This window comes from Pseudomonas sp. THAF187a, from assembly GCF_009363395.1.
GTDB lineage: Bacteria > Pseudomonadota > Gammaproteobacteria > Pseudomonadales > Pseudomonadaceae > Aquipseudomonas > Aquipseudomonas khazarica.
Genome location: NZ_CP045349.1, coordinates 5,216,761 through 5,230,453, shown reverse-complemented (window position 1 = coordinate 5,230,453; position 13,693 = coordinate 5,216,761). Strand labels below are relative to the sequence as shown.

General features: G+C 66.8%; 10 protein-coding genes. 5 read left to right on the top strand and 5 right to left on the bottom strand.

Annotated features, from left to right (window positions below; translation table 11 throughout):
• Positions 1 to 51 precede the first annotated feature (51 nt).
• Positions 52 to 1,497, bottom strand: a complete 1,446-nt coding sequence (gene cls, locus FIV02_RS24425) for a cardiolipin synthase (RefSeq protein ID WP_152490035.1) — start codon at positions 1,495 to 1,497, stop codon at positions 52 to 54.
• Positions 1,498 to 1,780: 283 nt separating this feature from the next.
• Between cls and FIV02_RS24420 the strand changes: the two genes are divergently transcribed.
• Together FIV02_RS24420 and FIV02_RS24415 are read left to right on the top strand one after the other, a co-directional pair.
• The gene (locus tag FIV02_RS24420; RefSeq protein WP_152490034.1) at positions 1,781 to 3,448 is read left to right on the top strand and encodes a BCCT family transporter; all 1,668 of its coding nucleotides are present in this window, start codon (positions 1,781 to 1,783) and stop codon (positions 3,446 to 3,448) included.
• A 183-nt stretch (positions 3,449 to 3,631) separates the two neighbouring features.
• Positions 3,632 to 5,284 carry a BCCT family transporter gene (locus tag FIV02_RS24415; protein ID WP_152490033.1) on the top strand — a complete coding sequence of 551 codons (1,653 nt, stop codon included), beginning with the start codon at positions 3,632 to 3,634 and terminating at the stop codon, positions 5,282 to 5,284.
• A 106-nt stretch (positions 5,285 to 5,390) separates the two neighbouring features.
• Here the strand turns inward: FIV02_RS24415 and FIV02_RS24410 are convergent, their stop codons facing one another.
• Entirely contained in the window at positions 5,391 to 6,779 is a 1,389-nt protein-coding gene (locus FIV02_RS24410) for an L-serine ammonia-lyase (RefSeq protein WP_047588376.1), read from the bottom strand.
• Positions 6,780 to 6,922: 143 nt separating this feature from the next.
• Between FIV02_RS24410 and FIV02_RS24405 the strand changes: the two genes are divergently transcribed.
• Positions 6,923 to 7,825 (top strand): LysR family transcriptional regulator, encoded by a 903-nt coding sequence (locus tag FIV02_RS24405; protein WP_037057521.1) that lies wholly within the window; start codon positions 6,923 to 6,925, stop codon positions 7,823 to 7,825.
• 179 nt (positions 7,826 to 8,004) lie between these two features.
• Here FIV02_RS24405 and FIV02_RS24400 read toward each other — a convergent pair whose 3' ends face one another.
• The 3 genes from FIV02_RS24400 to FIV02_RS24390 form a co-directional block, all read right to left on the bottom strand.
• Positions 8,005 to 8,166, bottom strand: coding sequence for a DUF2986 domain-containing protein (locus FIV02_RS24400; protein WP_152490032.1), 162 nt, complete (start codon positions 8,164 to 8,166; stop codon positions 8,005 to 8,007).
• A 217-nt stretch (positions 8,167 to 8,383) separates the two neighbouring features.
• The gene (locus tag FIV02_RS24395) at positions 8,384 to 9,091 is read right to left on the bottom strand and encodes a 3'-5' exonuclease (RefSeq protein ID WP_037055601.1); all 708 of its coding nucleotides are present in this window, start codon (positions 9,089 to 9,091) and stop codon (positions 8,384 to 8,386) included.
• The gene (locus FIV02_RS24390) at positions 9,088 to 11,007 is read right to left on the bottom strand and encodes a DUF294 nucleotidyltransferase-like domain-containing protein (RefSeq protein ID WP_152490031.1); all 1,920 of its coding nucleotides are present in this window, start codon (positions 11,005 to 11,007) and stop codon (positions 9,088 to 9,090) included. The genes FIV02_RS24395 and FIV02_RS24390 overlap by 4 nt, the downstream gene beginning before the upstream one ends.
• A 114-nt stretch (positions 11,008 to 11,121) precedes the next feature.
• Between FIV02_RS24390 and FIV02_RS24385 the strand changes: the two genes are divergently transcribed.
• Together FIV02_RS24385 and FIV02_RS24380 are read left to right on the top strand one after the other, a co-directional pair.
• Positions 11,122 to 11,688, top strand: coding sequence for a LemA family protein (locus tag FIV02_RS24385; protein ID WP_037055598.1), 567 nt, complete (start codon positions 11,122 to 11,124; stop codon positions 11,686 to 11,688).
• A gap of 2 nt (positions 11,689 to 11,690) precedes the next feature.
• Positions 11,691 to 13,622: a DUF2207 domain-containing protein gene (locus FIV02_RS24380; protein ID WP_152490030.1), complete on the top strand. Its 1,932-nt coding sequence runs from the start codon at positions 11,691 to 11,693 to the stop codon at positions 13,620 to 13,622.
• Positions 13,623 to 13,693 lie beyond the last annotated feature (71 nt).

Below are 13,693 nucleotides of genomic sequence, written 5' to 3'. Positions count from 1 at the left end.
GGGGTGGCGAAAGTGCGCGATATCGCAGTGAACGGGCAGGTTTCAGGCTTCTCAGAGGATGGGCGAGATCAGCCGCGCCACGCGCATGCCCAGCTGCTGCAGGCGGTGCAGGTTGCGGCGGTCGGCATTGACCAGTTCCCGCGAGCGGCTGAAATCCGCCTCCAGCATCTGGGCGACCTCGGCGTTGAAGCCTTCGTCGACTATCAGCAGGCTGGCCTCGAAATTCAGGCGGAAGGAGCGGTTGTCCAGGTTGGCGCTGCCCAGCACGCAGGCGTCGTGGTCGATCAGCAGCGCCTTCTGGTGCAGGAAACCCGGCTGGTAGCGCAACACGCGCACCCCGGCGCGCAGCGCCTCGAAGGCGTACAGGCTGGACGCGGCATAGACGATACGGTGATCGGGGCGCGCCGGCAGCAGCAGGCGCACGTCCACCCCGCGCATCACGGCCAGGCGCAGGGCGGCGAACAGGGCTTCGTCGGGGACGAAATACGGGCTGCTCAGCCACACGCGTTCGCGCGCGGCGTGGATCGCCTCGACGAACATCAGCGAGCAGGTTTCCTGGGCGTCGGCCGGACCGCTGGCGATCACCTGGCAGAGCACGCCGGGTTCGTCCTGCTTGCTCGGCATCAGCAGCGGCGGGAGCTTCTGGCAGGCCCAGTACCAGTCTTCGGCGAAGGCTTCCTGCAGGCTGGCCACCACCGGCCCGCGCACTTCCACGTGGGTGTCGCGCCAGGGCGCCAGCGGCGGCTTCTGCCCGAGGTATTCGACGCCGACATTGAGGCCGCCGAGAAAGCCGATCTCGCCATCGACCACGACGATCTTGCGGTGGTTGCGGAAGTTCAGCTGGAAGCGATTGAACAGGCCGTAGCGGGTGGGGAAGGCGTGCACCTGGACGCCACCCCGGCGCAGCCGATCGATGAAGGCGCCGGACAGCGCATGGCTGCCGACGCCGTCGTACAGCACGTGCACCTGCACCCCGGCTGCGGCGCGCTCGAGCAGGATGTCATGCAGGCGGCGACCGAGGCTGTCGTCACGGATGATGAAGAACTGCAGCAGGATCACCTGCCGGGCGCCGGCCAGCGCATCGAGCATCGCCGCGAAGGTGGCTTCGCCGTCGATCAGCAACTGCACCCGGTTGCCGGTCAGGCCGGGCAGGTGCGACAGGCGCGGCAGGGCCCGCAGGCGTGCATAGGCGGGCGACAGGTGCGCCGCCTTGGCTTCCTCGACCCAGGGCCGCCAGTCCTGCTCGGCCATGGCCAGGTGCATTTCCCTGTCGGCCTGGCGGCGTGCCTTGACGTAGGCGTCGAAGCGGCTGCGGCCGAACACCAGGTACGGCAGCAGCGTCAGGTAGGGCATGAAGAACAGCGACAGTCCCCAGGCCAGGGCGCCCTGGGCGGTGCGTACGGTCAGCACGGCATGGATCGCGGCCAGCATGCCGAGGGCGTGGATGCTGGCGATCAGGTAGGCGAACAGGTGGGGAATGCCGAAATCCGCAGGCATGCAGGGTCTTCCTTTGCACGGGCTGTGTGCAGCTGACCACGGGGGTTACGCAGCGTTCGATGGTCATCCTGCCATGGCCATCCGGGGAATGGCAGTGCCAGGCAGATGGCCAGCTTCCGGGGAATTATTCGAGGCTTTCACGTGTCTTGGATTCTGAGTGAGCGGAATTCATGTGTTACCCTTTCCCGTTCGACCCGACTGTGGGTCGTCTTTAATTGGAGGAGGGCATCCGTCCTGTTCACGCTCGTCTAGCGAGTCAAACGCATCAAGGAGCACGCCACGTATGGGAAACGTCCCTTCGCATGACATGACCCCGCCACCCGCAGCGGAAACCCACGAGGGCATCCCGGCACCGACCGGTGAAGCCAACCTGATCGACACCGATTACGTCATCGGTCAGGACAACATCAAAGGGCAGTTCGTCTTCGCCCTCGACATCCATGGCAAGGTCTTCACCATTTCCGCGCTGGTCGCGGTGATCTTCGTGATCCTGGCCCTGGCTCTGCAGAACCAGATCGAACCGCTGTTCAGCGGCGTGCGCGACTGGCTCACCCACCACATGGCCTGGTTCTTCATCGGTGCCGCCAACATCTTCGTCCTGCTCTGCCTCGCGCTGATCGTCTCGCCATTGGGCAAGGTGCGTATCGGCGGCAAGGAAGCGACCCCCGACTACACCTACATGGGCTGGTTCTCCATGCTGTTCGCCGCCGGCATGGGCATCGGCCTGATGTTCTACGGCGTGTCCGAACCCATGTCGCACTACAGCTCGTCGATCGCCGGCATCACCGTCGGTGAAGACGGCGTGCGCACCGACTGGGCACCGCTGGGCGGGGCCGAAGGCAACGCCGAGGAAGCGGTGCGCCTGGGCATGGCCGCGACCATCTTCCACTGGGGCCTGCACCCCTGGGCGATCTACGCCATCGTCGCGCTGGCCCTGGCGCTGTTCTCGTTCAACAAGGGCCTGCCGCTGTCGATCCGCTCGATCTTCTACCCGATCCTCGGTGAGCGCGTGTGGGGTTGGCCGGGGCACATCGTCGACATCCTCGCGGTGTTCGCCACCCTGTTCGGCCTGGTCACTTCGCTGGGCCTGGGTGCCGAGCAGGCGGCTGCCGGGGTGGAGTACCTGTTCGGCATTCCGGCCACGGACACCACCAAGGTGCTGCTGATCATCGCCATCACCATGATCGCCCTGGCCTCGGTCGTCGCCGGTCTGGACAAGGGGGTCAAGCGCCTGTCGGAGATCAACATGGGCCTGGCCATGGCCCTGTTGCTGTTCGTCATCATCGCCGGGCCGACCCTGGTGATCTTCACCGACTTCTTCAAGAACCTCGGCGCCTACCTACAGTATCTGCCGGCGCTGTCCAACCCGGTCGGGCGCGAGGACGCCAACTTCAGCCAGGGCTGGACGGCGTTCTACTGGGCCTGGTGGATCAGCTGGTCGCCGTTCGTGGGCATGTTCATCGCGCGGGTCAGTCGTGGCCGCAGCGTGCGTGAATTCCTCATCGCCGTGCTGCTGGTGCCGTCGCTGGTGTCGGTGCTGTGGATGACCGCCTTCGGCGGCACCGCCATCAATCAGCTGCTGGTGGACGGTTTCACCGGCGCGCAGGATGCCGGCCTGGAGCTGAAACTGTTCAGCATGCTCGGTGAGATGCCGCTGACCGGCATCACCTCGTTCATCGGCATCGTGCTGGTGGTGGTGTTCTTCATCACCTCGTCGGACTCCGGCTCGCTGGTGATCGACACCATCACCGCCGGCGGCAAGGTCAACGCACCGGTACCGCAGCGCGTGTTCTGGGCCAGCATCGAGGGCGTCATCGCCATCGCCCTGCTGCTCGGTGGCGGTCTGGTGGCGTTGCAGGCGATGGCCGTGTCGACGGGCCTGCCGTTCACCATCGTGCTGCTGGTGGGCTGCATCTCCATCGTCAAGGGGCTGATGAGCGAGCCGCGCTGAGCAGGCTGTTCGCCGTTGCCAAAAGCGCGCCTTCGGGCGCGCTTTTTCGTTCCCCGGGTAACGGGTCGTTAATGGGAAAACCCGCGGCGTTCCAGCGGTGCAGGCCGTTTTTTCCTTCTGCTAGCGTCGGCTTCCGCGATTCGCAGCCCCTGCGCGCGCCCTAGAAAAAGAAGGAGCAGCCCCTTGAGCCAAGGCCCCGTACCCCGCAACAACGACTCATCCGCAGACGGCATTCCCGCCCCGAGTGGGGCCGTCACCCTCATCGACACCGACTACGTGGTCGGCCAGGACAACATCCGTGGCCGCTACCTGGTCAATCTCGACATCCATGGCGTGGTCTTCCTGATCTCGGCGGTGACCGCGTTCATCTTCGTCGCGCTGGCGCTGGCCATGCACGACCAGATCGAGCCGCTGTTCAAGGCCGTGCGTGACTGGCTGACGGTGCACCTGTCGTGGTTCTTCATCGGCTCGGCCAACATCTTCGTGCTGCTGTGCCTGGGGCTGATCGTGTCGCCGCTGGGCAAGGTGCGCCTCGGCGGTACGCTGGCGCGCCCCGATTACTCGTACTTCTCCTGGTTCGCCATGCTGTTCGCCGCCGGCATGGGCATCGGCCTGATGTTCTACGGCGTGGCCGAGCCGATGTCGCACTACGGCACGGCCCTGGGCGGCATCAGCGTGGACGCCAACGGCGTGCGCACCGACTGGGCGCCGCTGGGTGCCGCTGCGGGCGACTCCGCCGAGGCGGCGCGCCTGAGCATGGCCACCACCATCTTCCACTGGGGCCTGCACCCCTGGGCGGTGTATGCCATCGTCGCCCTGGCGCTGGGCCTGTTCGCCTTCAACAAGGGCCTGCCGCTGTCGTTCCGCTCGATCTTCTTCCCGCTGCTCGGTGAGCGCGTCTGGGGCTGGCCGGGCCACCTGATCGACATCCTCGCGGTGTTCGCCACCCTGTTCGGCCTGGTCACCTCGCTGGGCCTGGGCGCCGAGCAGGCCACTGCGGGCCTGCACGCGCTGTTCGGCCTGCCGGCCGACACCACCACCAAGGTGTTGCTGATCACGGTGATCACCCTGATCGCCCTGTGCTCGGTGCTGACCGGCGTGGACAAGGGGGTCAAGCGCCTGTCGGAGATCAACATGGGCCTGGCCCTGGCGCTGCTGCTGTTCGTGCTGCTCGCCGGGCCGACCGCCCTGCTGCTGACCGGCGTGCTGGACAACCTGGGTGCCTACCTGCAGTACCTGCCGGCGCTGTCCAACCCGGTCGGGCGCGAGGACGCCAACTTCAGCCAGGGCTGGACGGCGTTCTACTGGGCCTGGTGGATCAGCTGGTCGCCGTTCGTGGGCATGTTCATCGCGCGGGTCAGCCGTGGCCGCACCGTGCGTGAATTCCTCACGGCGGTGCTGCTGGTGCCGTCGCTGGTGTCGGTGATCTGGATGAGCACCTTCGGCGGGACCGCGCTGCACCAGGCCCTCGGCGGCCTCACCGAACTGCAGCAGGCGGCCCTGGAGCTGAAGATGTTCGTCATGCTCGATCAGCTGCCGATCAGCGCCATCAGCTCGTTCGCCGCGATCGTCCTGGTGGTGCTGTTCTTCATCACCTCGTCGGACTCCGGCTCGCTGGTGATCGACACCATCACCGCCGGCGGCAAGATCAACGCACCGGTCTCGCAGAAGATGTTCTGGGTGATCATGGAAGGCGCCCTGGCCGTCGCGCTGCTGCTTGGCGGTGGCCTGGTGGCCCTGCAGGCGATGGCGGTGTCGACCGGCCTGCCGTTCACCGTGGTGCTGCTGGTCGGCTGCGTGGCGATCATCAAGGGGCTGAGCAGCGAGCCGCGCTGAGCGGCTGCTGGCCCTCTTCCGATACTGGAGAGGGCTTCCCCGGCAGCAACGAAAACGCCGCGAACCTTTGCAAGTTCGCGGCGTTTTCGCGTCTAGCGGTCGAACATCAGCATTCGATGATGTTCACCGCCAGGCCGCCACGGGCGGTTTCCTTGTACTTGGTCAGCATGTCGGCACCGGTCTCGCGCATGGTCTTGATCACCTTGTCCAGGCTCACGTAGTGCGCGCCGTCGCCGTACAGCGCCATGCGCGCGGCGTTGATCGCCTTCACCGAGGCGATGGCGTTGCGCTCGATGCAGGGAATCTGCACCAGGCCGCCGACCGGGTCGCAGGTCAGGCCCAGGTGGTGCTCCATGCCGATCTCGGCGGCGTTCTCGACCTGCTCCGGGGTGCCGCCGAGTACCGCGCACAGCGCGCCGGCTGCCATCGAACAGGCCACGCCGACTTCACCCTGGCAACCCACTTCGGCGCCGCTGATCGAGGCGTTCTCCTTGTACAGGATGCCGATGGCGCCAGCGGTGAGCAGGAAGTCGATGATGCCGCGTTCGCTGGCGCCGGAGATGGCGTTGGCGTAGTAGTGCAGCACCGCCGGAATGATGCCGGCGGCGCCGTTGGTCGGCGCGGTGACCACGCGGCCACCGGCGGCGTTCTCCTCGTTCACGGCCAGGGCCCAGAGGTTGACCCAGTCGAGCATGCGCAGCGGATCTTCCATGTAGCTGCGCTGGAAGCCGCCCAGCTTGCGCGCCAGGATCGCCGCGCGCCGGCGCACCTTGAAGCCGCCCGGCAGGATGCCTTCGGTGCGGCAGCCGCGCTCCACGCAGGCCTGCATCACCTTCCAGATTTCCAGCAGGCCGGCGTCGGTCTCTTCGTCGCTGCGCCAGTGGCGTTCGTTGCGGCGCATCACCTCGGCGATGCCGATGCCGTGCTCGCGGCTCAGGCGCAGCAGGTCGGCGCCGCTGCGAAACGGCAGCGGCAGGGCCGTGGCGTCCGGGGCGATGACCTTGTGCTTGGAGCCATCGGCGAGAATCGCCTCGCTGACCACGAAGCCGCCACCCACCGAGTAATAGGTGGCCTCATGCACCTGGATGCCTGCGCCGTCGAAGGCGGCGAAGCGCAGGCCGTTGGCGTGCAGCGGCAGCGCCTTGCGGAACATCTTCAGGTCGGCCTTCTCGTCGAAGGCGACGGCGTGCTTGCCGGCCAGGACGATGCGCTTGTCGCGGCGGATGGTGTCGATGTACTCGGGGACCTGGTCGACATTGACGGTATCCGGCTCATGGCCGCTGAGGCCGAGCAGGACCGCCTTGTCACTGCCGTGGCCCTTGCCGGTGGCGCCCAGCGAGCCGTACAGCTCGGCGACGACACGGGTCACCTGCGGCATGTGGCCGTGGTTTTCCAGGGCGTGGGTGAACAGGGCGGCCGCGCGCATCGGGCCGACGGTGTGGGAACTGGACGGGCCGATGCCGACTTTGAACAGGTCGAAAACGCTGATAGCCATGGCGAGGTTCTTCTTCTGGGTGAGTGGACACGCGCCCGGTTCCGCGCGTGTGGGCAACCCTATCTAAGAACGGCTTTATCATTATGTATACTGATTTATTTTTAATATATTCGTTAGCAATTCTTAACTATTGAGATCCTGCCATGGACATCACCCGCCTGCGCACCCTGCGTGAACTGGCCCGTTGCCGCACCATGGCGGCCGCTGCCGAGTCGTTGCACCTGACGCCGTCGGCCGTGTCGCAACAGGTCGCCTTGCTCGAACGCGAGGTGGATGTCGCGCTGATCGAGCGGCGTGGGCGCGGTGTCGTGCTGACGCCGGCCGGCGAGCGCCTGGTGGCGCATGCCGAGCGCATCCTCATGGTGCTCGACGAAGCCCGCTCGGAGCTGGCGCTGCTGCGCGGCGAAGTGGCCGGCGAACTGCGCGTGGCGGCCTTCGCGTCGATCTCCGTGGCGGTGATCGCGGAAACCGTGCGCGCCCTGCGCAGCAGCTATCCCCGGTTGAACGTGGTGGTGCTGGAGCTGGAACCGCAGGAAAGCCTCAGTGCCCTGGGCGCCTGGCAGATCGACGTGGCGGTGATCGACGATCTGGCCGTGACCCCGGACGAGAACCGCGAGCACTACGCGCTGATTCCGCTGACCCAGGACCTGCTGCACGTGCTGCTGCCCATCGACCACGCCCTGGCCAGGCACGCCAGCCTGACCATCGCCGACCTGCGCGAGGAGGCCTGGGCGCTGGACTCCACCGGCAGCTCGTTCGGCGAATTCATCACCAACCTGTGTCGCCGCTCGGGCTTCGCGCCGCGCATCAATGCGCACTGCGCCGGTTTCGAGATGGTCGCGGCGATGGTCGCTTCCGGCAACTCCATCTCCATCGTCTCCGGCCTGCGCCTGGTCCGCCCGCTGCCCGGTGTCACCGCCGTGCCCCTGCTGCCCGACATCCAGCGCGGCGTGTTCCTCGCCTATCGCAAGGGCGAACGCGACCATCCGGCGGTCAACGCGTTTCTCGACGAGGCGGTGTACACGGCAGACAAGGTGCTGGGTTAGTGCCACAGCGCCCTGTGGGGGGCTTTGGCCGCGATGCTTTTGCGGCGTTGAGCCCAGCCATATCTTGGCCATCCGCTCGCCTGGTGGTGGATAAGCTTCGCGTTATCCACCCTACGCGGCTGACCTGTAGGAGCGGCTTCAGCCGCGATGTTCCCTGTCCGCGTCATCCGTTCCGCGTCTTACTCAGCGGGCGTGACGCTCTCTTGAACGGCCTCAGCCGCCAGCTTCGCTCTTTCGGCCTTGCTGATGTACTTGGGTTTGTTGCTCTTGGGCGCGAGCTTGGCGTTGGCCTTCCTGGCGTGGGCTTCGAGTAGTTGCTTGATCTTCTTGCGGCGATTCATGGGTGTGTATCTGCGTTGTCCTGAATGGATGATCCTCACGCCAGGCTACTTGCTCGCGCCACCACTCCCGTAGGAGCGGCTTCAGCCGCGATGCTTCTGCGGCGTTGAGCAGATGGCGCTCCGCCGGCCATATCTTCGCCATCCGCTCGCCTGGCGGTGGATAAGCTTCGCGTTATCCACCCTACGCGGCCGACACGACGGGCCCGTAGGAGCGGCTTCAGCTCCACAGCGCGCCCACCGGCGTATGCGCCGGGTAGTGCCTGGCCACCTGGGCCTGCAGCAGTTCGCCGCAGGCGAGGGCGTCGGTCAGGGCGTGGTGGGCGCTGTACAGCGGCAGGCCGTAGCGCAGGCGGCTGTCGGCCAGGCGGATGGACAGCGGTTCGCGGCCGCGCAGGCGGTCCCACCAGCTGACCGTGCGCTTGGGATGCAGGCGCGCTTCCAGCTCCATGGTGTCGATGATGGGGAAGAGCAGCCCCTCGCCCAGGTGCTCGCGCAGGGCCTGGTCGAGGAAGTTGCGCTCGATGTTGCGGTAGTGCGCCACCACCACCTTGCCCGCCAGGGCCTCCAGCAGTTCCTCCAGCACATGGGCCAGGCGCGGTGCGTGGCGGATGTCGGAATGGGTGATGTGGTGGAAGGTGACCGACTCGGCGCTCAGCTCGCTGGTGGGTTTGACCACCCAGTAGCGCGCCTCGGCGCAGCGGATGCGCTGCAGGTCCAGCGGCACCAGGCCGAGGCTGACGATGGCATGTTCGCGCGGATCGAGGCCGGTGGTTTCCACGTCCAGCGCCACCAGCGGCGCCTCGGCCAGGGGCGTATCGGCGGTGATGCAGCCGGCCGCGTAGTAGGCGCGCAGGCGTTCGTCCTGACTGCTGGCGGCGAGTTCGGCGAAGCGCTGCGGCCAGTCCGGGTTGTGATCGGCACTCATTGCGGACGGGTCAGCGGTTGGGCCGGGTAGCGGAAGCGCAGGAACTTCTGCGCGTTGCTCACCACCTGGAAGGCTTCCTTGAGGTGGTGGCGTTCGCTGGAGCTGAACTGCTCCGGCTCGACGTAGTTGTCCGGCGGGTTGCCGGCTTCCACCTCGCGCGCCTGGTGGCGGATGCGCACCAGGCTGAGGAACTCGAAGGCGTAGCGCAGGTGATCCAGGGCTTCCTTGGGCAGCAGCTTGGTGGCGGCGATGGCGTCGAGGCGCTCCAGCGAGTTCTGCGCCTTGGAGCCGCAGGCCAGGGCGTGCACGCGGATCAGGTCGGTGAGCGGCGCGGTGCCGCGTCCCTTGAGGTTGATGATGTTCTTCTGGCGGCCGTCGGTTTCCATCACGAAGGTGCGGAAGAAGCCCAGCGGCGGCGTGCGGTTGAGGGCGTTGCGCGCCAGGGCGGCAAGGAATGCCGGAGTGCCGCTGGCCTTTTCCGCCAGCAGCTCCTTGAGGTTCTCCACCAGCGCGGTCTTGCCGTACACACCGTCGAGGTCGAAGAAGATGCTGCTGTTGAGCAGGGTCTCGGGGTTGGGCTGCTCGATCCAGCGCGTGAAGTAGCCGCGCCAGACCTTCAGCGGCTGGCGCCACTTGGGGTTGCTGGCCATGATGCCGCCCTTGCAGTAGGCGTAGCCGCAGGCGGCCAGGCCGTTGCTGACGAACTGCGCCAGTTCGGCGAAGTAGGCGTCGTGCTGTTCCGGGTCGAAGCTGTCGTCGAGTACCAGGGCGTTGTCCTGGTCAGTGAGCAGCAGCTGTTCGTCGCGCGCCATCGAGCCGGCGATCATGAAGCAGTAGGGCACCGGCGGCGGCCCCAGGTTCTCCTCGGCGAGCACCAGCAGGCGGCGGGTGAAGGCACGACCGATGCTGCTCATGGCGCGGCCCACCATGTGTGCGCTGGCATCGTCGGCGACCATGCGCACGAAGGTGGCGTGCAGGTCCGGCAGCAGGCCCTTGAGGCCGTCCACGGAGTCCTTGTTGAAGATGCTGTTGACCAGGTACAGGCTGCTGCGCGATTCGTAGCGGATGACGTCGGCGAGGGAGATCATGCCCACCGGGCGCCGGCGTTGCAGCACCGGCAGGTGGTGGATGTTGTTGCGCAGCATGCACAGCATGGCCTCGAACACCGACTCGTCGGCCTGCACGGTGACCGGGCCGGGTGTCATCACCTGGCTGACCGGGGTGTCGCCGGGCAGCCCTTCGGCGAGGACGCGCACGCGCAGGTCGCGGTCGGTGAGGATGCCCGCCATCACCTGGGTCTGCTGGTCGGCGACCTGCACCTGCGCCGGGTTGGGCCAGCGCCGGCCGGGGTTGACGATGATCACCGAGGACACGCTCTGCTCGCTCATCACCTGCGCCACCTGCTGCACGGGCATGTCCAGCGGCACGCTGACCGGCGCCCGGCCGATCAGTTTGCGCACCTTGATCTTCATCAGCTCGCTGGCCTTGCCGTGGCTGTCTTCCAGGGCCGACTTGAGCCGCGACTGGCCTTCGGCCTCGACGAAATCGGCGAAGCTGTCGAACTGGTCGCACAGCTGCTGGAACAGCGGGCCGGGGATGAAATAGATCAGGCTGTCTTCCAGCGCCCTGGCGGCCAGGCGTACCTTGTTGCCACGCAGCAGGCCGGCCTGGCCGAAGAGGTCGCCTTCGGTCAGGCGATTGTGCAGTTCGCCACTGCGCCGGTGGATCTCCACCGCGCCGCTGCGTACATAGTGCAGTTCGTGAATCGGTTCGCCAGCGACGAGGATTTCGCTGCCGGCCTTGAAGTAGCCTACTTGCACTTGCCGGGCGATATCGTCGAGGGTCTGCTCCGGCAGATTGTCGAAGGGGGCGAAGCGATTCAGGTGATCGCGTATCTCGATCAGCTCGATCTGCATGCGGGCCTCGCGGGTTGGCTGGCATTACAGGATACGAGCATCGCGCCGGGATGTCCCCCCGGGGTGTCGCGATGAGGACAGTCGCCGTCACAACAGGCTGAACAAGGAGAAGCTATGCAGGGTTCGGGTTTATGGTGGGGCGTCGGCGCGCTGCTGGTGCTGGCCGGTGCGACGGTCTTTTACTACAACCGCCTGGTGTTCAATCGCCACCGCGTGGCCGAGGCCGCGAGCGGCATCGATGTGCAGCTCAAACGGCGCTCCAGCCTGATCCCGGCGCTGGTGGAGTGCGTGCGGCAGTACCTGGGCTACGAGCAGCAGACGCTGGAGCGGCTGGTGCGTGAGCGGCAGCGCGCGGAGCAGCTGAGGGATTCGCCGCTGGGCCAGCGGGCGCCGGTGGAGGCGCAACTGGGCAGCCAGCTGCGTCAGCTGTTCCTGCTGGTGGAGGATTACCCGGAGCTCAAGGCGGACCAGCGCTTTCGCGAGCTGCAGGGCTCGATCAGCGAGGTCGAGAACCATATCCAGATGGCCCGGCGTTACTACAATGGTGCGGTGCGCGAACTGAACGTGCTGGTCGAGTCGGTGCCGAGCAACCTGGTGGCACGGGCGTTCGCCTTCGAGCAGGCCGAGTACTTCAGCCTGGATGATCCGGGTGACGCCGAGTCACCGAAGATGGAGTTCTGAACATGCAAGGATGGCTACGTGGCCTGTTGCTGGTGGCCTGCCTGCTGCCCGGTCTGGCACTGGCGGAGGAAGCGATCGAACACTTCGCCGTGACCCTGCAGGTCGAGAGCGATGGCAACCTGCTGGTCACCGAGCGCATCCTCGTGCGTGCCGAGGGGCAGGACATCCAGCGTGGCATCTACCGCGATCTGCCGGTCAGCTATGCGTTGCCGGCGGGCCTGCGGGAGACCAGCCCGATCACCCTGCTGGGGGTGACCCGCGATGGCCAGCCCGAGTCGGTGCACAGCGAACGCAACGGCGCCTGGGTGCGCTACTACCTCGGCTCGTCGTCGGTGCTGCTCGAGCCTGGGCGCTATCGCTACGAGCTGCGCTACCGGGTGGCGCGCGCCCTGCTGCATCACGCCGATCGCGATGAGCTGTACTGGAACGTCACCGGCAACGGCTGGGTCTTTCCCATTCGCCGTGCCTCGGTCGAGGTGCGCCTGCCCGCCGGGGCGCGGATCGGCCAGCTGGCGGCCTACACGGGGGCCTCTGGCGCGCAGGGGCAGGACTATGAGGTACTGCTGCGCAGTGACGACTTCGTGAGCCTGGCCACTACCGGGCAATTGCCGGCCTATCACGGCCTGACGGTCGCGGTGGACTGGCAGGCGGGCCTGGTGCCACGGCCCACGGCCATGCAACGTGCCGCCCAGTTGCTGCGTGACAATCTGGGCCTGGCCCTCGGCGCGGCGTTGCTGGTCGGGCTCGCGCTGTTCTACCTGATCGCCTGGTGTCGCGTCGGGCGAGATCCGCGCAAGGGCGTGATCATTCCCCTGTTCGAGGCGCCGCAGAACATGACGGCGGTGCAGGTGGGCTACCTCTGGCACCGCGGCCTGCGAGGGGATTTCTCGGCGGCGCACGCCTTCGGCGTATGGCTTACCGACATGGCCATCGGCAAGCACCTGCTGATCAAGGACCGGCCGCGCAGTGGCTTCATCCTGAGCCGCAGCACCGAGGCACATGGTGAGCTGACGGCGCTCGACGCCGACGTGCTCGAACGCCTGCTGCCTGCCGATAAGGCGGATGCCTCGTTGCAGGTCGGCAGCAAGTACGAGCCGCGCATGGCCGACGCCCTCGGTGGCCTCGGTGAACACCTGAGCAAACAGGGCAAGGCCTGGTTCAGCAACAACCGTGGGATCTGGACACTGGGCCTGTTCTGGGCCTTGCTGGCGTGCCTGACGATGCTGCTGGTCGACGCCAGGGGCGACGACGACTGGCCCATGGCGCTGGTCGGGCTGGCGTTCAGCCTGGCCTTCGCCGTGGCGTCGCTGATCATGTTCACGCTGGCGCTGCACCAGCCGTCGTTCGGCAAGAAGCTCGGCGTGGGCTTCGGCGCACTGATGTTCTTCTGGCCGGTTCCGATGGGCCTGCTGATGATCGCCGAGGTGACGTCCTGGGCGGCCATTCTGCTGATCGCGCTGTATCTGTTGCTGCTGGTGGTGTCCTACATCCTGCTGCCGGCGCCGACGCTGCTCGGGCGCCGTCTGCTGGACGGCCTCGAAGGCTACCGTGACTACCTGCAACTGGCCGAGCGCGACGTCCTGGCGCTGGCCGCTGATGCCCCGGCGATGAGCATCGCGCTGTACGAGCGCCATCTGCCTTACGCCATGGCCCTGGGCGTGGAGGACAAATGGAGCGCGCGTTTCAGCGAGGCGCTGGCCAGTGGCCTGATCGATCCGCAGCTGCGTGATTACCAGCCGGACTGGTATGAAAGCCGTCGCCGTTTCAGCTCGGCGCAGGTCATGAGCAGTGCCCTGGCCACGGGCCTGAGCAGTGTGGCCGCCCTGGCCTCGACGCCACCGTCGAGCAGTTCGTCGGGCGGCTCCTCGGGTGGTTCTTCCGGTGGCGGCTCCTCCGGTGGCGGCGGCGGTGGCGGTGGAGGCGGCGGCTGGTAGCACGCCGTCGCCGTGCCGGCGAATATCCTGCACCTGTGCGGTATTCGCTTTTTCTCGCCGGGGCGCTCGGG